This is a genomic window from Armatimonadota bacterium, assembly GCA_025059775.1.
Taxonomy (GTDB): Bacteria; Sysuimicrobiota; Sysuimicrobiia; order Sysuimicrobiales; family Sysuimicrobiaceae; genus Sysuimicrobium.
On the sequence record JANXCW010000007.1, the window covers coordinates 89,303 to 112,286 of the forward strand.

Annotated in this window: 22 protein-coding genes, 2 tRNA genes and 1 riboswitch; of the genes, 2 read left to right on the forward strand and 22 right to left on the reverse strand. The window is 67.2% G+C overall.

The window, feature by feature from the left end; genetic code table 11:
- Nucleotides 1–8: 8 nt before the first annotated feature.
- The 7 genes from N0A24_06915 to N0A24_06945 form a co-directional block, all read right to left on the reverse strand.
- Nucleotides 9–461: a GatB/YqeY domain-containing protein gene (locus N0A24_06915; protein MCS7173112.1), complete on the reverse strand. Its 453-nt coding sequence runs from the start codon at nucleotides 459–461 to the stop codon at nucleotides 9–11.
- A 63-nt stretch (nucleotides 462–524) separates the two neighbouring features.
- Entirely contained in the window at nucleotides 525–710 is a 186-nt protein-coding gene (gene rpsU / locus N0A24_06920; GenBank protein ID MCS7173113.1) for a 30S ribosomal protein S21, read from the reverse strand.
- 89 nt (nucleotides 711–799) lie between these two features.
- Nucleotides 800–2,239: an aminomethyl transferase family protein gene (locus N0A24_06925; protein MCS7173114.1), complete on the reverse strand. Its 1,440-nt coding sequence runs from the start codon at nucleotides 2,237–2,239 to the stop codon at nucleotides 800–802.
- A gap of 94 nt (nucleotides 2,240–2,333) precedes the next feature.
- Entirely contained in the window at nucleotides 2,334–4,049 is a 1,716-nt protein-coding gene (locus N0A24_06930; protein ID MCS7173115.1) for a CRTAC1 family protein, read from the reverse strand.
- Nucleotides 4,050–4,168: 119 nt separating this feature from the next.
- Nucleotides 4,169–4,247, reverse strand: a riboswitch (cyclic di-GMP riboswitch).
- Nucleotides 4,248–4,272: 25 nt separating this feature from the next.
- Entirely contained in the window at nucleotides 4,273–5,631 is a 1,359-nt protein-coding gene (locus N0A24_06935) for an FAD-dependent oxidoreductase (protein MCS7173116.1), read from the reverse strand.
- Nucleotides 5,632–5,662: 31 nt separating this feature from the next.
- Nucleotides 5,663–6,613 carry an extracellular solute-binding protein gene (locus N0A24_06940; protein ID MCS7173117.1) on the reverse strand — a complete coding sequence of 317 codons (951 nt, stop codon included), beginning with the start codon at nucleotides 6,611–6,613 and terminating at the stop codon, nucleotides 5,663–5,665.
- A gap of 110 nt (nucleotides 6,614–6,723) precedes the next feature.
- A complete protein-coding gene (locus N0A24_06945) occupies nucleotides 6,724–7,761 on the reverse strand; it encodes an extracellular solute-binding protein (GenBank protein ID MCS7173118.1) in 1,038 nt (345 codons plus the stop codon).
- A 316-nt stretch (nucleotides 7,762–8,077) separates the two neighbouring features.
- Between N0A24_06945 and N0A24_06950 the strand changes: the two genes are divergently transcribed.
- Entirely contained in the window at nucleotides 8,078–9,184 is a 1,107-nt protein-coding gene (locus N0A24_06950) for an MFS transporter (GenBank protein MCS7173119.1), read from the forward strand.
- Between the two features lie 15 nt (nucleotides 9,185–9,199).
- On the opposite strand, the gene N0A24_06955 is transcribed toward N0A24_06950, so the two are convergent.
- The 6 genes from N0A24_06955 to metG form a co-directional block, all read right to left on the reverse strand.
- Nucleotides 9,200–9,409, reverse strand: a complete 210-nt coding sequence (locus tag N0A24_06955) for a CDGSH iron-sulfur domain-containing protein (protein MCS7173120.1) — start codon at nucleotides 9,407–9,409, stop codon at nucleotides 9,200–9,202.
- Between the two features lie 94 nt (nucleotides 9,410–9,503).
- Complete coding sequence (locus tag N0A24_06960) at nucleotides 9,504–11,033, reverse strand: tannase/feruloyl esterase family alpha/beta hydrolase (protein ID MCS7173121.1); 1,530 nt, start codon at nucleotides 11,031–11,033, stop codon at nucleotides 9,504–9,506.
- A 35-nt stretch (nucleotides 11,034–11,068) separates the two neighbouring features.
- A tRNA-Arg gene (locus N0A24_06965) sits at nucleotides 11,069–11,144 on the reverse strand.
- 59 nt (nucleotides 11,145–11,203) lie between these two features.
- Entirely contained in the window at nucleotides 11,204–12,274 is a 1,071-nt protein-coding gene (locus N0A24_06970; protein MCS7173122.1) for a M48 family metalloprotease, read from the reverse strand.
- Nucleotides 12,259–13,014, reverse strand: coding sequence for a TatD family hydrolase (locus N0A24_06975; GenBank protein MCS7173123.1), 756 nt, complete (start codon nucleotides 13,012–13,014; stop codon nucleotides 12,259–12,261). Before N0A24_06975 ends, N0A24_06970 begins: the two co-directional genes overlap by 16 nt.
- Nucleotides 13,011–14,981: a methionine--tRNA ligase gene (metG, locus tag N0A24_06980; GenBank protein ID MCS7173124.1), complete on the reverse strand. Its 1,971-nt coding sequence runs from the start codon at nucleotides 14,979–14,981 to the stop codon at nucleotides 13,011–13,013. Before metG ends, N0A24_06975 begins: the two co-directional genes overlap by 4 nt.
- Before the next feature lie 405 nt (nucleotides 14,982–15,386).
- On the opposite strand from metG, the gene N0A24_06985 reads away from it, so the two are divergent.
- The gene (locus N0A24_06985; GenBank protein MCS7173125.1) at nucleotides 15,387–15,800 is read left to right on the forward strand and encodes a hypothetical protein; all 414 of its coding nucleotides are present in this window, start codon (nucleotides 15,387–15,389) and stop codon (nucleotides 15,798–15,800) included.
- Here N0A24_06985 and N0A24_06990 read toward each other — a convergent pair whose 3' ends face one another.
- The 9 genes from N0A24_06990 to N0A24_07030 all read right to left on the reverse strand — a co-directional run bounded on the left by N0A24_06990 (nucleotide 15,801) and on the right by N0A24_07030 (nucleotide 22,982).
- Nucleotides 15,801–16,661 (reverse strand): thiamine pyrophosphate-dependent enzyme, encoded by an 861-nt coding sequence (locus N0A24_06990; protein MCS7173126.1) that lies wholly within the window; start codon nucleotides 16,659–16,661, stop codon nucleotides 15,801–15,803.
- On the reverse strand, nucleotides 16,642–18,531 hold the full coding sequence (locus tag N0A24_06995; protein MCS7173127.1) for a 2-oxoacid:acceptor oxidoreductase subunit alpha: 1,890 nt from the start codon (nucleotides 18,529–18,531) through the stop codon (nucleotides 16,642–16,644). Before N0A24_06995 ends, N0A24_06990 begins: the two co-directional genes overlap by 20 nt.
- Before the next feature lie 258 nt (nucleotides 18,532–18,789).
- Nucleotides 18,790–19,140, reverse strand: a complete 351-nt coding sequence (locus N0A24_07000) for a 4a-hydroxytetrahydrobiopterin dehydratase (GenBank protein MCS7173128.1) — start codon at nucleotides 19,138–19,140, stop codon at nucleotides 18,790–18,792.
- A 55-nt stretch (nucleotides 19,141–19,195) separates the two neighbouring features.
- Nucleotides 19,196–19,280 (reverse strand) — tRNA-Leu (locus N0A24_07005).
- 44 nt (nucleotides 19,281–19,324) lie between these two features.
- The gene (gene secG, locus N0A24_07010) at nucleotides 19,325–19,543 is read right to left on the reverse strand and encodes a preprotein translocase subunit SecG (protein ID MCS7173129.1); all 219 of its coding nucleotides are present in this window, start codon (nucleotides 19,541–19,543) and stop codon (nucleotides 19,325–19,327) included.
- 42 nt (nucleotides 19,544–19,585) lie between these two features.
- A complete protein-coding gene (tpiA, locus tag N0A24_07015; protein MCS7173130.1) occupies nucleotides 19,586–20,332 on the reverse strand; it encodes a triose-phosphate isomerase in 747 nt (248 codons plus the stop codon).
- Nucleotides 20,333–20,364: 32 nt separating this feature from the next.
- Nucleotides 20,365–21,549, reverse strand: coding sequence for a phosphoglycerate kinase (locus tag N0A24_07020; protein ID MCS7173131.1), 1,185 nt, complete (start codon nucleotides 21,547–21,549; stop codon nucleotides 20,365–20,367).
- Complete coding sequence (gap, locus tag N0A24_07025) at nucleotides 21,549–22,559, reverse strand: type I glyceraldehyde-3-phosphate dehydrogenase (protein ID MCS7173132.1); 1,011 nt, start codon at nucleotides 22,557–22,559, stop codon at nucleotides 21,549–21,551. The genes N0A24_07020 and gap overlap by 1 nt, the downstream gene beginning before the upstream one ends.
- A 12-nt stretch (nucleotides 22,560–22,571) precedes the next feature.
- The gene (locus tag N0A24_07030) at nucleotides 22,572–22,982 is read right to left on the reverse strand and encodes a small basic family protein (GenBank protein ID MCS7173133.1); all 411 of its coding nucleotides are present in this window, start codon (nucleotides 22,980–22,982) and stop codon (nucleotides 22,572–22,574) included.
- Nucleotides 22,983–22,984 lie beyond the last annotated feature (2 nt).

A 22,984-nucleotide genomic window follows, 5' to 3' on the forward strand; every position in this document is an offset into this window, starting at 1 on the left:
ATCCTCGGCTACGGCCCGGAAGCCAGGGCCTCCCGCACCAGCCGCTCCACGTCCCGCCCCTCGGCCCTGCCCCGGATCTCCCGCATCACCGCCCCCACCACCCGGCCCGCGTCCCGCTCCGTGGTGGCTCCGAGCTTCCGGATCGTCTCGTGCACGATCTTCCGGAGCTCCTCTTCGGAAAGGAGCGTTGGGAGGTACTCCAGGAGCACCGCGAGCTCCAGCTCCTCCCGATGGGCCAGCTCCTCCCGTCCGGCCCGGCGGAAGGCTTCGATGGCCTCTCTCCGGCGCCGGGCCTCGAGCCGCAGGATCTCCTGGGCCTCCTCCTCCGTGAGGGAGCGGCCCTGCTGGATCTCCGCGTTGTGGAGCGCGGCCCGGGCAAGTCTCAGGGTGGAGACCCGGACGGCGTCCCTGGCCTTCAGGGCCTGTTTGAGATCCTCTCCCAGCCGCTCCAGAAGCGTCATGGCCAAAAAAACCGGGCCCCGAACAAGTTCGGAGCCCGGAAGCTGTCCGATCGGGAAAGGGAGCTACCGGGACTTCGCCTTCTGTTTGCGGGCCCGCTTGGCAAGCTTGCGGCGACGCCGGTCACTGGGCTTCTCGTAGTGCTCATGCCGCTTGGCCTCCACCAGAATGCCCGACCGCTGCACCTCCCGGCGGAACCGCTTGAGGGCGCTGTCCAGGGACTCATCCTTCCCCACGCGAACCGTGGCCAACCTCACACCTCCTTCCGGGAACCGAACTCCTGGGGCGCTCTCGCCGACGGCCCATTTTAGCATCGGGCGGGAGGGGCCGTAAAGGGGTCCTATCCGTCCCGTCCGCGTCCGGAGCGCATGGCGGCTCGGTACTCCCGGGCGGCCTGGCTGATGGGGACCGGTGCCACCGTGGCCCGGATCTCCACGGGCACGTGCGGCTCCACCCATGGGCCGCTGCGGCTGCCTCCCCCGTCCTCCCCCCACACCACCACCACCTCCGTTCCGGGCTGGCTATGACCTTCCTCCACCACCGCCAGGGCCACCACGGCGCGCTCGTTGGACGTGTAGCCAGCATACAGGGCGATCCCCACCAGCTCCCCTCTCGGGCCCAGGACCCTGTCGTATTGCCAGGTGGCGTAGTGCAACCAGGGGATCTCCATGTACTTCGCCATCGGCCCCGGCTGCAGGAGAGAGCCAAAGGCCCGGGCGGTGTCCTCCGGGTGCCAGACGAGGGTCACTTTCCTCCGGTGCCGGTCCTGCACCCGCTCCGCCAGGGCCCGCCGTCCCACGAAGTCGTGATCGAACTTGAGGATGTGCTCGAATCCCAGTTCCCAGGGGGTGAGGTAGTAATCCTCGATGCGGGAGGAATAGAAGCTCCCTCCGAGGGATCCCATGGCCTCCTGCCCCGAGGCGGGAAGCCATTCCCGGTAGGCGCGCAGGTCAGGGCTGGTGTAGATGGCGGGGAGCGGGTTCGGGACCCATCCCGACTCCAATCCGCCGCTGGAGAGGTACGCGAGGGAACCCACCCCTCGGAGGCCGAACTCCCTGCCGGCCTCCACGAGGGCCGCCCGCACCACCTCCCGGTCCTCCCAGGGGCCCGAGAGCTCCATCCCCGGGACTCCGGCCATGCTGTGCCGCAACGCCCGGACTTTTCGCCCTCCGATGCGAAGCCACGTCCAGTGGAAGAACCGCACGTCCGGCAGGGGCCCTCCCGTGGCTTTCTCCAGCAGGGCAAAGGCCTTCGGGCCCTCCACCTGGAATCGGGATGCGGTCCGCCGTCCGGTGGGGTTCGCAAACCATGCGGGGTCCCGCTCCGTGTGAACCTTGTATCTGCCGGTCTCCGCGTGGTACGTCACCCAGTTCTGGACCACCTCGGAACCGACCAGGACGAAGGCGTCCTCCTCCAGTCCGTAGAGGATGTTGTCCCCGATTACGTACCCTTCTGGGGAGCACACCACGAACTGCTTCGCACGCCCCGGGCCGAAGTTCCGGAAGCTGTTGATGGCCAGGCTCTCCAGCAGCCGCAGGGCGTCCGGTCCCCTCAGATACAGGTTGCTCATGTGGAACGACTGATCCAGCAACGCTGCGGACTCCCGCCGGGCCCGCTGTTCGTCCCGCCAGTTGGTGAACTCCGGGGGGAGGACCGTGGGCGGGAACAACTGGAAGATGGCCCGCAGCGCCCCCTTGGGATTCCGATAGAGATGCTCCACCACGTTCGGCACACGATCCAGGAGCGCCTGCAGGCTCCCGGTGGGCACCGACGTATCCATCCCCTCCCTCCCGCAAGCAGGATGCCGTGGTTCGGATGGTTTTGACGCTCTGAGCTGGATTTCCTGCTCCTCCCCTGCGATGCAGACACCCACGCTACTGCCGCACCAGGTGGTACCGGTTCCCGTTCAACCAACCCCGATGCGCCATCCCGTCACTCCACTGGATGGTCACGTAAGGCCGGTCCTGGCAGCTTCCTAGCCCCACGTGGATCGCCCGGGTGTTCTGGGCCAGGTGGTGGGTGTCAGCCCGTACCTCGCGGTAGTGAGTGATTCCGCAGGCCTGTACGGTAACCCTGGCACCCAGGGCAAGCTGCCCCTGCACCAGGATACCGATCCAGTTCCCGGGGTTCGGAGTTACGTTACGGTACAGCCGGACCTGTTCCACCCCTCCAGCAGGCTTGAACCACGGCGTATAACTCACCACGAGGTCCATCCTGCCGTCCCGGTCGAAGTCCACGACGGCCGCCCCACCTCCTCCCGCACAATGGTCCGCAGGCCTCCGATCGGCCCGCTTTCCCACGCACACGCCGCCATCTACCCCGGCACTCCTGGCGATCTCGGTGAACGTGACCCCGGTCTCAGAACGGTCGGTACGGAAGAGCTGGTCCGGGGCCTTCGTGGGGAATCCATCCGGAGTCTTCGGACCGCTCCCCTCCACGGTCACGAACAGGTCCGAATCCCCGTCGTTGTCAAAATCCGCCACCGCCACCGACCGCCACCGCAGCCTCTGGCCGACGTCTATCCTGGCGAGGTCCCGAATTCCATCGTTGAGGGTGGTGGATCCGTTGTTCGCGCCGCCCCGGATCACTCGGGTCAGGCCCGCGTCCGCAAAATCCACCCTGCCGTCCCCGTTGAAGTCTCCCCACACCGCGTCGTTGCTGTAGGCGTTGCGATCCATCATGGGCCGATATACGCCCGTGTTCACCTCGAAGAACCCGCCCCCTTTATTGAGAATCCAACGACCCAAATTCCCTCCAGCCGAAGCACAGTCTACCCCACGAACGCCATCGAAATCCACGCAACCGATCCCCCAGGGATCAATATTGCTGGTCCTGTACTCCACGTCCTTGAATCCACGCTCGGCTGCAGCTTCACGATAACGGAGACCACCCTGATTCAAATACAGGCGGAATATCGGAGTACCACCGCTCTCCCCGTACACTTCAGGAGCGTACTTGTTCAGCACCAGAATATCCGGCCACCCGTTTCCGTCCACGTCCGCGCAGGTGTACCCGTGAAACACCTTGCTGTGCCGGGTGTCATATCCCTCAACCGTGACCTGTCGGCTCACGTCGGTGAAATATGCCCCGTCGTTCCGGAGCCACACGTCCAGATTCCCCACCATCCGTTCCGGGTGGCCGAGGGGATATTCGTCGTCCATCCCGGTTCCCAGAAGCAGGTCCTCATCTCCGTCCCGATCAAAATCGCACCAGACCGCCACGTGCCGGTGCTCCGTGTCCTCGTCGACGATCGGGAGCTTCGTAGTCTCATCCACGAACCGCCCCTGGGCGTTCCGGAGCAGATACCCGGACTGGGGACGTCCGTGGACATTCTGATGCTCTGCGGTGTGCACCATGCTCATCTCGTTGATGTAGAGGTCGTCCCACCCATCCCCGTCGTAGTCACCGACCGCGATGAATCCCCAGGACTGTCCATGACTCTGCCCGTAGAGGGGACGGATCGGATAGGGGAAAACCTGGTCCGTGACATCCTGGAACTGAATGGTGCTCTGGGAGTACACAGGAGTAAAACCCTGAGCCCCCAGAAGCCCCACCACGAGGACAACGCACAGGACCTGCAGAGGACGCATACTACTCCTCCTTTCTCGGAAGCCCGCTGGGGACCTAGGGAAGCCGGTGGGGCGGAGAAGGCAAAGCAAAAACAGATGCCGGGGTCTATCTCAAAAACCCCGGCCTCCTCCGTGCCTCCTTCGGCAGCCCGGCCAACCGAATCCACGGCCCCGTCAGCTTTGCGCCCCCGCATTGCTGCGGGTTTGCCCTTTCGGGAGGCCCGTTTACTTTTTTCAGTTTGCTTTATTTCAGGGGAACTCTGAAGCAACTGTCAAGGCATCTGGAGTTAGGAGGGGGGGGATCTTCCAGGTTTGCCCGGAGCCGCTCGCGGAGAGCGGCCAGGCTCACCCCGGGGACGGGGACGGCGCTTCTCAGGCAGAGGTCCGTGACGTGGGCAGCCGCAGCCCCCATGGCGATGCAGGGACCCATCACGCGCACGCTGGACAGGGCGAGAGGGTCCGCGTCGATGCACCGTCCCACCGCCAGGAGGTTCTCCACCCCCTCCGGGATCAGGCTCCGCAGAGGCACGTAGTGGACGTGGCCCTCCTCGAAAGGCTCCCAGGAATATCCCTCCACGCGATCGTGGAGCTCGATGGGCCATGCGGTGCGGGCAATCGCATCCTCGAACCTTCTGCCCGTCCGGACATCCTCCGCGGACAGCTGGTATCGCCCCACGATCCACCGGGTCTGTCGAATTCCCAGCTGCCCGTACACCCGCACCCGTGCCTTCCCGAACGCCTCCGGGAACTCCTCCCGGAGCAACCGGATTGCCCGATCCACCTGATCTTTCCCTTCCAGGCTCCCGCGGGTGAAGGCCTCCGGATCCAGGGGAGTCTGCACGTGGGTCATGTTCACGATGGCCATGCCCCGCCCGGGGAACAGGAAGACGAGCCCGTCCCTGCGCTCCAACCCGTACCGATCGCCCTTCTCCTGCAGGACGGACTGAAGCCGGGCGAAGAAAGCGGCTTCGGGCAGGAGCACCTCATCCTGCACGCCTTCCAGGATCGCCATCTGCGACCCGTAAATGGGACGGTCTGGTTCCCGGCAGGGAAGCCCCGCGAACCAAGCCACCGCGGCGTCCCCCGAGGCGTCGATGTACATGGGAGCCGTCACCTCGAGCTCTCCGAACCGGGTGAGGAAAAAGAGGGATCGGATCCTCGTCCCCTCCCGCCGCACCTCCCGTAGAAGCGCTCCCGTCACCGCCCGAATTCCGCGCCGCTGCACCTCCCGCTCGATCCAGCGCCCTAGCACCACCTCGTCGTATACGAGGACGACGGTGCGGGCCAGCTTCGAGTAGCGACGGTACACGGCGTTCTCCCGTTCCAGGGCAGCCAGGAGCTCGTCTGCCACGAGATGGGTCAGCTGGTGCGGATGCTGACCGCAGGAAAACAGCCCCGCGATGGTGCCGATGGGTGCTCCTACTGCCTGGCCCCCGATGAAGGGAGCCCCCTCCACGAGGACCACCTCCCGGCCCAGTCGGGCGGCCTCCAGGGCCGCGGAGATCCCCGCGATCCCGGACCCCACCACGCAGACCTCCCCCTCCAGCCGCCAGTTGGTTCCGGGCTCCCGGCGCCTCACGCGGGTCTGTACGGAAGGGGTCATGGCCTGGATCGCCTCCTCTGCGGATCGGGCCTTACCGGTAGATCTCCGAGGCAAGCCGAAGGAGTTCCTCCCCCCTCGGGGGATCCGATGTCTCCCACAAGGGGACCCCCAGGAGGGTTCGCTGTTCAGACGGCGCCTGGCGGATGAAGCCAGCCACGGCGGGGAGGACGAAATTCTCGTAGAGGTTCCGCTGGACGGCATCCGAGAGAAGCAGCTCCGCAAACAACCGGGCAGCGTTGGGGTGCCGGACCTCCTTGGGTATCGAGACCCCCTGCAGCACGTAGGGCGCGCCTTCCCGGGGGATCACCACCTTCACGTTGGGGAGATCCCGGACCCTGGGATGCAATCCCAGGGCAAAGGGGTACATCAGGGCGAACTCGCCCCGGGCTACCCGGTTCGCGGCTTCCGCGATGGCCCTGGTGAGGAAGGGGCGCTGTGCCGCCAGTTGCTCGTGGTATCCCCGCCCGAGGCGCTTGTAGGTGGCCGCGAAGAACACGGACCCTCCCCCGAAGGCCCTGGGGTCGTCCGCAATCATCCTGCCCCTCCACCTGGAATCCAGGAGATCCATCCAGCTCCGGGGCTCCTCTCCGGACGGGACCAGCCGGGTGTTGATCAGGATGCCGTAGAGCTGCACGGCTTCCACCAGCATGACGTCGTCGATCTCCCACTCCTGTAGCTTCAACCGGATCTGCGCGGCCACCCGTCTCCCGCTGGGGAGCTCCCCAAGGGGTTGCACGGTCTGCTGGAGCTTCTTCATCTGCCAGGCCTGGCTCGGGCCTACGGTGACGAGATCCGCGAGCGGGCGGCCCGCCCGTTGCTCGATCCGCACCCGTTCCTGGGCCTCGCTGGCTCGCATCACGCTCAGCTCCACGCGGATGCCGTACATTCGCTGAAACAGCTCCGCGGCGAACGGGATGGTGGGAAGAGCGCCCCCGTGGCCGTCGTACAGGACCAGGGTCCTCTCCCTCCGGGCCGCGGCCACCACCTGGGCCCACGAGCTCCCGGCCCCCCTGCCACCCCCTGGCTAGACCAGACCACCGCGAGGATCAGAATCGCGGCGAGAAGTATCCGCTGCATGCCCAGATCCCTCCACTACCGATAGATTTCGCTCGCCCTCCGGAGATACTCGGGCTCCACCCGGGGATCCACCACGGTGTCCCAGAGTCGGACGCGCAGGAAGGGCCGGACGTCCTCCGGCGCCTGCTGGTCATACCCACGCAGCACCGGCAGGATGAAATCCTGCATCAGCCGGACCTGTACCTCCCGGGAGAGCAGGAACTCGCTGAAGGCCACCGCCGCATTCGGATGGTCGCTGCGCCGGGGCAGGGAGACGCCCAGGGGGACGTAGGGAGCTCCTTCCCGGGGGATAATGAGCTTCACGGGGCCCCCGCGAACCCGCGGATACAGCCCCAGGGCGAAGGGAGCCATCGCCGCGAATTCCCCCCGGGCCACCCGGCTGGCCGCATCCGCGATTCCCCGTGTGAGGAAGGGTCGCTGGGCCGCGAGATCCTCCTGGAATCTCCGTCCCAGCGCCCGGTAGGTCACCTGGAACAGGACCTGGCCGCCCCCTGGAGCCCTGGGGTCGTCCATGATGAGCCTGCCCCGCCATCGGGGATCCGCAAGATCGCTCCAGCTCTTCGGTTCCTCTTCAGGCCGCACCAGGTTCGTGTTGATCAGGATCCCGTACAGCTGGATCAGGAACGGTAGGAGGTAGCGCTGCAGATCCCACTCCTGAACCTTCAACCGGACCTGCGGCGCGATCCGGGGAGCGCTGGGAAGTTCCTCGAAGGGGCGCAGGACTCCCTCGTCCAGCATGGGGCGGGTGGTCCCGGACCCCGCGGTCACGAGATCCGCGATGGCGCGGCCGGCCCGCTGCTCCACCCGGATGCGCTCGATGGACTCGCTGGCCCGCATGACGGCCACCTCGACCTTCACCCCGTGCGTGGCCTCGAACCGCTCCGCGGCGTACTGTACGGTGGGAACCGCGCCTCCGAAGGCATCGTACACCACCAGACGGCCCTCCCGCCTCGCGGCCTGGAGGATCTGGTTCCATTCCCGGGCCGGTGCGGTTCCCCCCGCGGGAGTCAGCAACCAACCGATCAGGAGCAATCCCACCGCAACCCGCAACACCTTTCCAGTCCACCTTTCGCCTCGTCCCATTTCTGCCACCCCCATCCGGATGTACCCGAGGAAAGCGACGTCCACCCTCCCGGTGGTTCCTGACACTAGCCCGAGCCCTGGAAGAACACCAGGTAGAGGAGCAGGGCGATGAGCACCCACAGCAGGACATCCACCGCGCCACCTCCGTGCGGCGTTCTGGAAAAGGCATTCGCCCCGTGGCCGCACTTCTCCTACCTTGTCCTGCGCTATACTACGGTCTGTGCGCGGGGTCCCTTCACTGCGGCCACGGGCCCGTCTGGCGTTCCTGTGGGACCTCACTGGGGCTTTGCTGTTCGGCTTCTTCAGCGGGATGGTGGTACCCTTCCTCGGGGTCACCGCCCGGCGGATGGGCGCTTCCCCGCTCCTGGTTTCCCTGGTGGTAGCTGGTCCCGCGGTAGGGTTGCTGCTCACCGCCTACTGGAGCGTGGTGGTCACGGGCCGCAATCCCGTTCCGTATCTCGTGTGGCCGGGCCTGCTGGCCCGGGGCCTCTTCCTGCTCACCCCCGCCCTCGTACATCCCGTCGCCTTCGTGATCCTTGTGCTCGTCTACCACGCGGTGAACGGCATCACCACCCCCGCCTACATGGCCGCGGTGCAGCTCCTCTTCCCACCGGAGCACCGGGGCACCCTGCTGGGCCTGGTCCGCACCGGGCTCAGCTGCGCCTCCATCCTGGGCTCCCTCCTCGCGGGGCATTTCCTCGAAGGGCTCGGACCCGGCTGGGTCTTCCCGATGGCGGCCCTGTTCGGCATGGCAGGAGCCCTGGCCCACAGTCGCATCCGGCCTCCCCGTCTTGTTGCTCGCCCCGCACGCCCCTCCCTGCGGGAGGTGTGGCGTGCCGCGTGGGAGGACGGGCGGTTTCGGTGGGTGCTCGTGGCCACCTTCGCCTTCGGGGTCGGCGGGTGGACCGCGGCGCCCGCGCTTCCCCTGTTGCTCGTGGATGTCCTCCGGGCCAGCCACACCCAGGTGGGAGTGCTGGCGGCCGCCTCCAACGCGGCCTCTATGGTGGGCTTCTTTCTGTGGGAGAGGATCATCGATCGGTCCGGCGGGCTTATAACCCTGCGCCGGGCGCTGATGCTCTCCCCCCTCACCCCGCTGCTCTACGCCCTCGCGCCCTCCGCGTGGGTGGCGCTCGTGCCTGCGGCCGTAGACGGGCTCCTCATCGCAGCAGTGGAGCTCGCCTGGATGACTGCGGTGATGGATCTAGCTCCCCCACACCGGGTGGTGCACTATGCGGGAGCCTACACCTCTCTCATCGGCGTACGCGGTATCCTCGCTCCCCTGCTTGCCGGGGCACTCCTGGAACGTCTCGGCCCGCGGCCGGTGTTTCTTGTGGCCGCCACCTGGATGGCGGCGGCCGGCGCGGTGGCCTGGCTGCGGCTGCGTCCCCGATAAGGTACGTGTGCACCCTCAGGGAGCGGGCGCCCGGACCTGGGACTGAAACCCGACCCGGGCGTGGGTGCCGTCGCAGAAGGGCTTGTTACTGCTGCCACCACACCGGCACAGGGCGATGACCTCGCGGTCGAGGTTCCATTCACGCCCCTCCGCGTCCACCAACCGGACCGGCCCCCGCACCAGGTACGGGCCGTTGTCCCGAGGGGTGATGGTTACCTCCGCCATTTTCCGACCTCCACGGGGTTTGGTTCCGATCAACCAAGGTACCAGAGGGGCCTGACAGATGTCAGCTACCCGATCCACCACGAGGCGGCGGGCATTACCGGATGCACCGGAAACTGGACGCCTCCTGGGGTGCTCCACCCTCGTACCGGGCAACGGTGGGATAGGGACAGAGGGGCCTTTGAAAGGCCACCCTCCCACCTTCCCGCTGGACGGCCACGGCCGCCCGCTCCGGCGGAACTCCCCGCTCGACCCAGTCCACGATGGCCCCCAGCCAGTCCACCTCATCCGCCCCGGGTCCTCCCCTGCAGTGCTCCACACCCGGAAGCAAAAAGAGGCGCAGGAACCCGTTCCCCTGTTCCGGCCCCATCACCTGGAGGACCTCCTCGTAGTAGCGCAGAGTACCGCCGGGGGGAATTCCTGGATCGTTCCATCCGTGCCACAGGATGATCTTGCCGCCTCGCTCCGCGTACGGACGGAGGTCCGGATCCCGGGTGTCGAGAAGGGTCCCAATCCGGAGCTGCGCGGCAAGCAGATCCCGCTCCGGATCCAGGTCCCGCCAGCTCCAATCCGGGTTCCCGTAGACCATGTACCGGAAGACTTCCTGACCGATGGGGAACGGGCGATTCGGATCCCCGAACAGAAGCCCCCACGCGTACTCGCTCCCCGGGGCGAAGCCGGGGTGAAGCGGCTGACCGCGGCGATCCACGGGGCCGGTGTGGATCCGGCGGAGGACCTCCACCTGTTGGGGCCGGAGGGACAGATCCCGGGCTAAGGCCTGGTAGTCCACCTCGACGTCCAGAGGGTTCCCGAGAAGGCCGTCCCGGACACCGTCCGCAGCATCCCACCTTTCCAGGATCCAGCGGGTCACGGCGGCGAGCTCCCGAGGGGAGAGGTAGCTCTCCGGGGTGGCCAGGGCGGAGCGGATGGCCCACAACTGCGCCACGTGAAAGGCCGTGAAGGAGATGGCAGGGGCTCCCGCCACGATCCCGTCGAAGTCCCAGGGGTACCGCTGCGCCTCCATGAGCCCTTGGCGCCCCCCGGTGGAGCACCCCAGGAAGTAGCTGTGCCTGGGTCCCCGTCCGTAAAAGGCCCGGGTCAAGCGTTTCGCCGCCTGGGCGGTCAGGTGAACGGCCCGGTGGGCATAGTCCGCGACCAGGTCCCGCCGCCCCAGGGCCCACGATCCATCTACCGAAAGCCCCCGGTGGCCGGTATCCGTGGCCGCCACCGCGTAGCCCTGACGGAGGGCCAGGGCCATCTGGGGATACCCGCTGATCTGCCCTGCCAACCCCCCATTCCCCACCACCAGCACCCGGCCGTTCCATCCGGCGAGCGGGAGCCAGACCTCGAAGTACACCCGCGGGGGGAAGATGCCCACCACCCGGCAGAACGCAGGAGCCCCCTGGAACACCGCGGGATCCACTTGGCCCGGCAGGTACGGCCGCATGTGCTCAGGAATCCGGAACCGGCCCCGCTCCACCACGTGCGCCGCCAGCAGACGCTCTCCGGATCGGCTTCCCGCTAGCGCCGCGCAGGACTCCACGCTGCCCTGGGCCCGGGCCTTCACGGCAAAGAACGAGGGAATTCCAAGGAGTAAGGCAAGCAGCAAAGCCCACAATCCCCGCATGGATCTCCCAGGTTCAGGAACACTGGGACAGGCCCTGGCGCGCCCGGCAGGATTCGAACCTGCGACCTTTGGCTCCGGAGGCCAACGCTCTGTCCTCTGAGCTACGGGCGCGTCTAAATCTTATCATACGTTAGGGAAGGCTCCGGTTGCAACGGGGCCTGAGGAAGTCCTCAACCTCCTAGAGCCCGGCGCCGCCGGTCCTCCGTGATCACCCGTCGTAGAGCCGCGGCATACTCCTGCGCGAGATCCCGCCGGGTCCGGCCCAAAAGGCGCTCATCCTGATCCGTGATGACCACCACGAGCTGGCCCGCGATGCGAACCGTCCACTCGTTCAGGACGCCTACTGCCTCCACCTCCAGGGGCGAGGGGTCCTCGTTGAAGATGCGGTCCAGCTGGGCGGCCACCGCCTCGGCCCGCTCCCTCCCGCCCGCAAGCCGCATCACCACTTCTCCGTTCACCCGCACCTCCCCCACAGACCCCCCCTCCCCCGCCTCCACCCGTAGAAACCCCATGGAGATCCGGCGGTGGAGGGGAATCCCCCGACGCACGAGCTCCTCCTCCACCGCCCGGATGCGTTCTGCCCAGACGGGGTGCGTGCGGAAGGCCCCGGGATCCGGGGTCACGGAGAGCTGCTCCTCCCAGGCGAGCCGCTCCAGCAGGGTGAGCACGCCCACGGGATGCCACGAGGTGCGCTGCACATAACCCACCGCGGACAGGTCCGCCTCCCGCTCCAGCTCCCGGGAGAAGGCGCTGAGGATCCCGCCGCCCACCAGCTGCGCGCCCGTGGCGATCCTGGGATCCCGCACCAGCACCGCCACCAGCATCACGAGAAGATTGGTGCGCAACGCCTCCTGGGCCATGCGGCGGTGGTGGCGCCGGGCCACGTGGGCGGCTTCATGGGCCAGCAACCCCGCCAGTTCGTGATCCGTGCGCACCCGTTGCAGCATGGCGCTCGTAACGTACACGAAGCCGCCCGGCAGGGCCACCGCGTTGGGGAACCGGTGCTCCACCACCCGGAAGGTCCAAGGTAGCTGCGGCCGTTCCGTCTGAGCCGCCACGGCCTTTCCGATCCGCTCCACCCGGTCCGCCACCGCAGGATCCGTGACCACCCGCAGGGCGCGTTCCACCTGCTGGGCGGCCTGGCGCCCCTGCTCCACTTCCGACCGATCCTCCGTGGACCGTGGGGCCGCGGGAGCCGCGAGGAGCAGGAGGCCCAGGATGGCGGCTACAGGTCGAAGCATACCCGTGCGTTGTGGTCTACGAGGGATGCCAGCACTCCCGTTCTCTGTCCTCGGATCGCCGCGAGGGCTTCCACGATGCGGGGGAGGTAGGCGGGCTCGTTGCGCCTGCCGCGATCCGGGTGCGGGGTGAGGTAAGGAGCATCCGTCTCCACCAGAAGCCGCTCGTCGGGAATGTGGCGCACCGACTCCCGGACTCCGTGGGCGTTCGGATACGTGGCCACCCCACCCACCCCCATCCAGTATCCTCTCCGGGCGCACTCCTGAGCGTGCCCTACGGGCCCCGTGAACATGTGCATCACCACCCGCACCGCGCCTTCCTCCTCCAGGATGCGCAGCACGTCCGCGTGGGCCTCGCGGTTGTGGATCACCAGGGGTTTTGCGAGTGCGTTTGCCAAACGCACGTGGCGGCGCAAGTTCTCCTGCTGAACCTCCCGGGGACACCAATCCCGGTAGTAGTCGAGGCCGCACTCGCCGATGGCCACCACCCGGGGATGGTGCGCCAGCTCCCTGATGGCATCGAAATCCTCGGGCATGGCACGATGCGCGTGGTTGGGGTGGATTCCCACCGCCGCGTATACCACGGGGTAACGCTCCGAGAGGGCCACGGCCCGGCGGCTGCTCTCCAGATCCACTCCCATGGTGATCAGAGCCCGCACCCCGGCCTCGATCGCCCGCTCCACCACCGCATCCCGATCCGGATCGAACCGGGGATCGTCCAGGTGGAGGTGGGCGTCGATCACGTCACCCGGGCTCCTGGTGGAACGTCCCGGTCAAGGGTCACCAACGCAAGCTGCCCTTTCCACTCCGCGGCGAGCAACATTCCCTGCGAGTCCACGCCCCGCACCCGGCGCGGCTCCAGGTTCGCCACCACCACGATGGTCTTCCCCACCAGGTCCTCGGGCGTGTAGTGCGGCAGCAGCCCCGTAACGATGGTGCGGACTTCCCCCCCCAGGTCCACCTTGGCCCGGATCAGCTTGTCCGTGCCGGGTACCCGCTCAGCCTCCAACACTTTGGCCACCCGCAGGTCCAGCTTCCGGAACTCCTCGATGGAAACCACCTCCGCCATCCTCGGTTCCTCCGAGGGGGCAGGAGTCTGGAGACGGACCTCGATGCGGGGAAAGACGGGAGGGCCTAGCCGTACCCGGGTGCCGGGCCGCAGCCACCACCAATTCCGGGCATCCTCCAGGCGCAACCCGGTTCCCCGATACGGCTCTCCCCGCGCCCGGATCTCCCGGGCCCGCTGCTCGAACTCGGGATACCCCAGCTGCGACCACACCTTCAGGGTGGCGGAGGGCATGACGGGCTCCAGGAGTACGGTGGCCACCCGCAGGGCCTCCAGGGCGTTCCGCAGAACCGCGGCCACCCGCTCTCTCCGGCCTGCCCGGTACAAGGTCCAGGGTGCCTCCTGGTCCAGGTACCGGTTGGCGGCGCCCAACAGCTGCCAGATCGCACCCAGGACCCGCGGGAAATCGTATCGACGTACGTGCGCGAGGACGGTATCCACCAGGCCCTGCGCGGTCTGCCGCAGGACCGCGTCCGTTCCCTCCTCCGGCCCGGCTTCCGGCACCGCCCCCTCGCAGTAGCGTTCCACGAGAGGCAGGGTACGGTTGAGGAGGTTCCCGTAGTCGTTCGCGAGATCCGCGTTGAACCGGTGCACCAGCTGCGCGCGGCTGAAGTCCCCGTCCTCCCCGAAGGGGATCTCCCGGAGGAGGAAGTAGCGCAGCGCATCCACGCACACGTCCACCTCTGCCCCGCTCTGGGCCGCCAGATCGCGGGCCACCGCCAGGGGGTCGATGACGTTGCCTAAGGTCTTGCTGATCTTTTGCCCCTCCACGGTGAGGAACCCATGCACCAGAACCTGCCGCGGCGGTTCCACGCCTGCACTGAGCAGCATGGCGGGCCACAGGAGGGAGTGGAACCGGTTGATGTCCTTGCCGATGAGGTGGTGGGCGGGCCACCACATCCGAAAGTGCTCTTCGTCCCGGGCGAACCCGATGGCGCTCAGGTAGTTCGTGAGGGCATCGAACCACACGTAGATCACATGACCGGGATCATCCGGCACGGGAATCCCCCACCGCAGCTTCTCCACGGGCCGGGAGACGGAGATGTCCTCCAAGCTTTCGATGAGGTTCTGCACCTCCGCGGCCCGGGAAGGAGGGAGGACGAAGTCCGGCCGCTCCACAAACAGGCGGCGCAGCTCCGCCCGGTAACGGGAGAGCCGGAAGAAGTAGTTCTCCTCCTCGATCACCTGTGGCTCGATGAGGTGCCGGGGACAACGGCCATCTTCCAGCTCGCTCAGGGTCACGAAGGCCTCGCACTGCACACAGTACAGGGCCCGGTAGTGCTTCCTGTAGAGATCTCCCCGGGCGGCCACCCGGCGCCAGAGCTCGTGGACCGCGGGCCAGTGGCGCGCGCGGTCCGTGGTGCGGATGAAGTCGTCGTTGGAGAGGTTGAGGGCCGCACAGAGGGCCCGGAACTGGGCCGCGTTCTCATCCACGAACTCCTGCACGGCCCTCCCCGCCTCCGCGGCCGCGGTGGCGATCTTCTGGCCGTGCTCGTCCGTTCCCGTCAGGAAGTAGACCTCCTCGCCCATGAGCCGATGGTAGCGGGCGAGCACATCCGCCAGGATCTTCTCGTACGCGTGTCCGATGTGCGGGCTCGCGTTGACATAGTCAATGGCGGTGGTGATGTAGAACCGTTCCGGCATGCTCCCGTCACCTCCTCAAAAAGCAAGCCCCTCCGCCCGTGCGGACGGAAGGGCCCTTCCGCGGTACCACCCCACTTCCGCCGGTCGAAGCACACTACCGGCGGCGCTTTCCCGGCGCTCACGGGCCGGCCCGGCGTGGACTACTGGCGACAACCGCCGCGTTCGCCCCGCGGCTCCGGAGCCATGTTCCACGCGGCCCGGGCACCGGCTCGCACCACCTCCGGCTCGCTCAGACCCTCCGGCCGCGCCTACTCCCGCTCCCTCCTCGCCCCCTCGTGGCGCCCAGCATAGGCACCCGCGGCTTCCCTGTCAAGCCGCACCGTTCCCCGGGCCCTGGGGGTTGTGTTCGGGGAAATTCTGCGGAACGCTAGTAGAGGGCACGGAAGACGCATGGGGAGGTGGATCATGGCCGATATCGTCCAGCGGGTGGAGTACCAGTACGTGGTGATCCCCGACCGGCCCGGGGAGGGGGTGAGGATACTGGGAGCTCTGCAGCAGGCAGGGGTCAACCTGCGGGCGGTTCTCGGCTTCCCCCTGGGGAACGGGAATTCCCAGCTCGACCTGGTGGCGGAGGATCCCGAGGCCCTCCGCCGGGCCGCGGCGGCCGCGGGGCTGCAGCTGAGCGCCCCGAAACAGGCTTTCCTCATCCAGGGGGACGACCGGGTAGGGGCTGCCGCGGAACACCTGCGGAAGCTGGCGGAGGCCGGAGTGAACGTGACCGCCACGGCCGCGGTCTCCGGAGGCCAGGGCCGCTACGGTATGATCCTCTGGGTGAAGCCAGAGGACTACGACCGGGCGGCGCGGGCGCTAGGAGCTTAGCTACCGGAAGGTCGCCAGGATCGGCTCCACATCCACGTCCCGGAGTTCCTCCTCCCAGACGGGGAGGCGGCGGGCCTCCGTGCGCGGCCGCGGGTTCCGGTAGATGACGCCCAGCGGGAGCTTGCCACGGCGGGCGAAGTCCCGCACGAGCCGCCAGGCTGCGTCCTTATCGGAAGGGTCGTGGTCTTCGGGAACGTACTCCACGTGCTCCCGGAACCACTCGTAGGTGTTGAACTTGTTGTACGTAACGCAGGGGGAGAAGTCGTTGATGAAGGCGAACCCTGGATGCTGAAAGGCCTCCACGATCATCCGAGCCGTGTGTTTCACGTCCCCGCTGAAGGACTGCGCCACGAAGGTGGCCTCGCTGGCCAGGGCCAGGAGCACGGGATCTACCATGGGCGGGTGCTCCTCGCTCCACACCTCCACGGTCTGGCCCAGCCCCGCGGTAGGGGAGTCCTGGCCTTTGGTGAGACCGTACACCCCGTTGTTCATCACCAGAAGCACCATGTCCGGATCCCGGCGACAGGTGTGCACGAAGTTCTCCACGCCGATGGCGAAGGTATCCCCGTCCCCCGCAAGGCAGATCACCTTGAGGTCCGGGTTCGCCATCTTCATGCCGAGCGCGTAGGCGAGGGGCCCTCCGTGGGTTCCGTGGAAGGCATTGCCGTTGAGGTAGTTGCGGATGTTTCCGCTGCAGCCGATCCCGCCCACGAGCACCAATTCGTGCGGCATGATCTCCAGCTCCACCAGGGCCTGCTTGAGGGCCGCCAGCACCCCGAAGTCCCCACATCCCGGGCACCACTGAATGCGGTGCTTGGGAACCGCGTTCTCCTCCCAGAGCTTAATTCCCTTCGGCTTCATCCCAGCCCACCTCCACCTTCACGGGCACCTCGCTCCCAATCCGCACCACCGCACCCTCCTGCTGGAGCGCCCTCTGCACCCCGTCCGCCACCTCCGTGGGATAGAGGGGGAGTCCGTTGTACTTCAGCACCCGCCGCGTCCGGATCAGGAGCTCCCGCTGCAACAGATCCGCGAACTGCCCGCTGTAGTTCTGCTCCACCACCACCACGGGCCCCGCGTCCGCGAACAGGGGTTCCACCAGGTGCTTCGGCAGGGGATAGACGTAGGTGAAGTGTACCAGGGCGACGGTGATCCCACGCCGGAGCAGGATCTCCCGGGCCTCTTGGAGCACGGGCCGCGTGTGGCCCCACCCTACCATCACGGGATTTCCACGGATCTCTCCGAAGACGTAGGGAGGCTTTGCTTCCTCCCGCAGGTAGGTCTCCAGTTTCCGCATGCGCTTGTCCATCTGCGCCGCGCGCTTGCGCGGGTCAATGGTGACGAACCCGAACTCATCGTGCTCCACCCCCGAGGACTTGAAGACGGCCCCCGGAGTGCCAGGAAGGACCCGGGGTGAGATCCCGGAGGGCGTCACCGCATATCGCCGGTAGGGCCTCTCGCGCGCCTCCTGCTCCCGCAGCACCCCGTGCCGCCGGATGGAGGGGCGCCGGGCGAACAGATCTTCCGGAACCGTCTTCCGGCCCTCCGAAAGGTTTAGATCCGTAAGGAAAAAGACCGGGCATTGGTATTTGTCCGCGAGTTCCGTAGCCTCCAGCATGAGGGTATAGCACTCCTCCACCGTGGAGGGGGCGAGCACGATGCGCGGGATGTCCCCATGGGTACCCCCGATCACCAGGTTGAGATCTCCCTGCTCGGGCCGGGTGGGCATGCCCGTGGATGGTCCTGCCCGCTGTGCGTCCACGATGATCACGGGCGTCTCCGTGGCACCGATCACCCCGAATTCCTCCACCTTCAGGGAGATGCCGGGCCCGGAGCTCCCCACCATGGCACGTACCCCCGCCAGGGAGGCGCCAATGGCCGCGCGGATGGATTCTCGCTCGTTCTGGCCCTGCAAGGTACGGCCCCCATAGCGGGGCAGCCACCGCTCCATGAACTCCAGGATGCCGCTCGCGGGTGTGATGGGGTACCCCGCGTAGAACCGCACGCCTCCCTGGATGGCGCCGATCCCCAGGCAGTCGTTGCCGGAGATGTACACCGCCCGGTGTCTGCGGGGTCTTGGCTCCAGCCGGACATCCAGGGTGTAGTTCCGATCCGCCAGCACCCGCTCCACCGCCTCCCCACCACGTTGGGCGGCCCGCAGGTTGAGCTCTACCACCTCCCGTCCCTTTCGTCCGAACCGCTCCTCGATGAGCTGCCGCAGATAGGCAAAATCCCCATCGAAGCCCAGCAGGCGGAACAGGGCACCCGTCATGACGATGTTCTTTACGATCTCCCGCTTCAGCTCCGTCAGGGCGATCTTGCGGGCAGGGACAGGAAAGATCCTCACCCCGCGCGCCTGAAGGGATTCCGTGGGGATCTCTCCCGTGGAGGAATCGTACAGGAGGATCCCTCCGTCCCGCAGGTGCGCGCCGTGCCGCAATACCGTGTCCCGGTTCGGCTGCTCAGGCGCGTCCGGGTTGCTGTCGTAGTCCAGGGCTACCAAGATGTCGTAGACCGGATCTCCGTACGAGAGAGGAGGCTCCTCCGCAACCAGCATGGGGTCGTACTGGTGGGCCCCGTAGATGGTGGAGGCGTACCCCCGCTCCATGGCCACCGCAAACAGCCCCGCGCGGGTGAAGATACGGCCGAGGATCTCCGTAACCGTGGACACGCCGTCCCGCAGCTGAACCCCACCCACCAGGATCTTCACCCGGTTCATCTGCCCGCTCATGATCCCTCCACACCCTTCCTCTGCTTCCGCGGCGAGTACCGCACGTTTCCTGCACCCCGCGCCAGACTCAGCGTAGCACGGGGGCCGCGGTCTCGAAAAATCAAACACCGCTATCCTACAGATCGAATGGGTCTATCCGGAGGGCGTTCCACCCAGGAATCCGCGTGGGTTCCCACAGCCCGGATCGTTCCCTGGATGACCGGGGCAATGGCCTCCAGATGGCTGGGTGGGCGCCAGGAGGACGGTGGGCCCTGGGCCTCAGGCCCTCACCTCCCGGTACGCGGCGTCCGTCTTCGCGGCCATGATGAAGTCGTTGCGGTGCAGCCCCCGGATCTTATGGGTCCACCAGCTGACGGTGACCTTCCCCCACTCCACCAGGAGGGCAGGGTGATGACCTTGCTCCTCCGCGAGCTCCCCCACGCGGTTCGCGAACGCCAAGGCCTCCTGGAAGTTCCGGAACCGGAAGGTTCGCTCCAGCCGCTTCACTCCTCCCTGCTCCACCACCTGCCAGTCGGGGACCTGGGGCTGGAGCTGTGCGATCTCCTCGTCCGTGAGGGGAGGCTCATCTCCCCGGCAGGCAGTGCACTTCAGCTCCGCGAGTGCACTCATTCCCATCCCCCCTCGCGAGATCGGCTCACGCCTCCATTGTACTTTAGGGAAACCATGGTGCCCGGAGGGGGATTCGAACCCCCACGGGTTTCCCCACACGCCCCTCAAACGTGCGCGTCTGCCAGTTCCGCCATCCGGGCACGCGGACCCGATGAAGGAGAACCGCACCGTTTCCCATTATAGCCTACCGGACGAAGGCAAGGTAGACGGAGCTCAGGGCGAACAGGACGGAGACGATGGCCGTGGTGCGGGTGAAGAAGGTCTCCCGCGGCCTGGGGCCGTGGAACAGGCGGGCGGATCCCCCGATGGCCCCCAGGCCCTCGCCCTTCGGTCCCTGCAGGAGCACGAGCCCCACGGCTAGGGCCGCCAGGAGGAAGTGCAGGATCAGGATCACGGTGTGCATGCCCTTGGACCTCCGTCCGCCATCCTAACAGGTTTGCCCGCCCTAGAGAATCCCCTGCCCGGAGCGGGCGGAGGAGGCCATCCGCACGATCCCCACGAACTCCGTGGGATCCAGGCTCGCACCGCCCACGAGGGCTCCGTCGATCTCCGGCTGATCCAGGAATTCCGCGGCGTTGCTCGCCCGCACGCTGCCCCCGTACTGGATCCGGGTCCGCCAGGCGGCTTCCCCGAAACGGCGCTCAAGATATCCACGGATCAGCCCGATGACCCGGTTCGCCTCCTCTCCGGTAGCCGCATGCCCGGTGCCGATGGCCCAGACGGGCTCGTAGGCCAGCACCAGCCTCCCCACCTCCTCCGGGGAGAGGTCCGCCACGGCCTCCGTGACCTGCTCCAGCACCCGGGACTCCGTCTGGCCTGCCTGCCGCTCCTCCAGGGTCTCCCCCACGCACACGATGGGTATAAGGCCGACATCGAAGGCCGCCCGTACCTTCCGCCGCACCCGTTCGTCCGTCTCCCCAAACCACCGTCGTCTCTCGGAGTGCCCCACGATCACATAGGTACACCCGAGCTCCACGAGCATGAGGGGAGAGATCTCGCCCGTGAAGGCACCCTGCCGCTCCCAGTGCATGTTCTGGGCCCCCAGCCGCACGGAGGTCCCCGCGAGCAGGCGCCTCACGGTCTCCAGGGCGGTGAACGGCGGGCAGAGGACTACCTCCACCCCTTCCACCACCGCCAGGGCCGGGAGCGCGGCCTGCAGGAACTCGGCCGCCTCCCCCCGTGTCTTGTACATCTTCCAGTTGGCGGCCACCAATGGTGTGCGGCTCATGGATCTAGGAGGACGGCGACGCCCGGGAGCTCTCTCCCTTCCAGGAATTCCAGGGAGGCCCCGCCGCCCGTGCTCACGTGGTCCACCCGGTCCGCGAGTCCGAAGCGTTCCAGGGCAGCCGCGGTATCGCCACCGCCTACGACGGTGGTCCCCGGGCATGCGGCCACCGCCTCCGCCACCGCCCGGGTGCCCGCGGCGAAGGGGGGAATCTCGAACACCCCCATGGGTCCGTTCCACACCACGGTACGGCTCTGCCGGATCACCTCCGCATACCTTTCGGCTGTGCTCGGTCCGATGTCCACCCCGATCCACCCTTCGGGAATTCCCCGCGCAGGGACCACCTCTGTCCGCGCGTCCTCCGAAAGCCGGTCTGCCACCACCACATCCGTGGGAAGCAGGAACTCCACAGAGGTACGGCGCACCTCCTCCAGCACCTTCCGGGCGAGGTCCAGCTTCTCCTCCTCCACAAAGGAGGCCCCTGTGGCGTATCCCTGGGCCCGCAGGAAGGTGTAGGCCATGGCTCCCCCGATGAGGAGGGCGTCCGCCCGGGCAAGCAGGTTCCGGACGACCCCGATCTTGTCCGAGACCTTCTTCCCGCCCAGAACGGCCACGAACGGATGCTCCGGACGCTCCAGGACCTGACCGAGGTACCGGAGTTCCTTCTCCAGCAGGAACCCGGCTACGGCCGGGAGGTAGCGGGCCACGCCCACCGTGGAGGCGTGGGAACGGTGTGCGGTGCCGAAGGCGTCGAGTACGAATACCTCCGCAAGGCGCGCGAGGGAACGGGCGAATTCCGGATCGTTTGCTTCCTCTCCGGGGTGGAACCGAAGGTTCTCCAGGAGAAGCACACTGCCTGGAGGCGCGTTCTGAACCGCCGCCTCCACCTCGGGGCCCACACAATCCTCCAGCACCCGCACCTCCCGGCCCAGCAGTTCCCTGAGGCGCTCCCCCACGGGCCGCATGCGCAAGGAGGGGACCACCCTTCCACCGGGGCGGCCCAGATGGGAGGCCAGGACGACGATGGCATCCTGGTCTAGGAGGTAGTGGAGGGTAGGGAGAACCTCCCGGATGCGGCGGTCGTCCGTGATCCGTCCTCCCTCGTCCAGGGGCACATTGAAGTCCACCCGCACCAGCACCCGTTTGCCCCGAACCTCGATGTCCCGAACCGTCTTCTTCCGCACTAGATCCCCCGCTGGGCCATGAGCTTCGCCAGATCCGCGCACCGGCAGGCATACCCCCACTCGTTGTCGTACCAGGAGACCACCTTCGCGAGGTTTCCGCCCACCACCAGGGTGTCCGGGGCGCTGAAGATGGAGGACCGGGAGTCGCCCTTGAGGTCGCTGCTGACCAGCAGCTCTTCTGTATAGCCGAGGATCTCCGGCATGCGTTCCTCGCTCCAGCGCTTCATGACCGCGTTGATCTCCTCCCGGCTCACATCCCGCCGCAGCAGGACGGTGAAGTCGATGACGGAGACGGTGCTCGTGGGGACGCGGAAGGCCATCCCCGTAAACTTCCCCTGCAGTTCGGGAATCACGAGCCCCACGGCACGGGCTGCGCCCGTCTCGCTGGGCACGATGTTCAGGGCCGCGGCCCGGGCGTCCCGCATCTCCCGGGCAGCCACGTCCAAAAGGCGCTGGGTGTTGGTGTAGGCGTGCACGGTGGTGAGAATCCCTTTCTCGATGCCGAACTCCTCATGCAGCACCCGGGCCACGGGCGCGAGCCCGTTCGTGGTACAGGAGGCATTGGAGACAATGCGATGCCGGGCAGGATCGTATCGGTCCTCGTTCACGCCGAGCACGATGGTGATGTCCTCGTTCTTGGCGGGTGCGGAGATGATCACCCGCTTGGCTCCCGCCTCCAGATGGGCGGCCGCCTTCTTCGCGTCCGTAAACAGCCCGGTGCTCTCCAGTACCAGCTCCACCCCCACCTCCCGCCAGGGGATAGCACCAGGTTCTCGTTCCCGGAACACCCGGATCTCCCGGCCATCGATCACCAGGTTCCCGTCGCGGACGGCGACGGTACCGGGGTAGACCCCGTAGTTGGAATCGTATTTGAAGAGATAGGCATTCATCTCCGCGTCCACGAGGTCGTTGATGGCCACCACCTCCAGCACATCACCCGCCCGCTGGAGCATGGCTTTCAGGGCCTGGCGCCCGATCCGCCCGAACCCATTGATCCCCACACGAACCATGGTGGTCACCCCCTATCCCGATTCACCTCGTTGTGTCGGATCCTGGGGAACCCACTGCGGGCCCTCGGAGACCCAGGGCGATCCTTCCCGCACGAAGGGCCGCAGCAGGTCCCGCCGGATCAGGCTCACATTCTGCAGGATCCGCATACTGAACACGATCACGGCTCCCAGGTAGATATCCACGCCCAGCAGGTCTCCGATGGCCGCCAGGAGGGCAGCCACAAGGGCGTTGACCAGGAACCCGCTCGTGAACACCACCAGATCAAACCGCCCCTCCAGCTGCGCCCGGAACCCGCCCAGGAGGGTGTCCAGGGCCGCCAGGACCGCGATGGCCGTGTACTTCACGAATCCCAGGGGGATCTCCACCCGGAGCACCAGCCCCAGGAGCACCCCCAGCAGCAGGCCGGCCAAGGGAAACCACACCC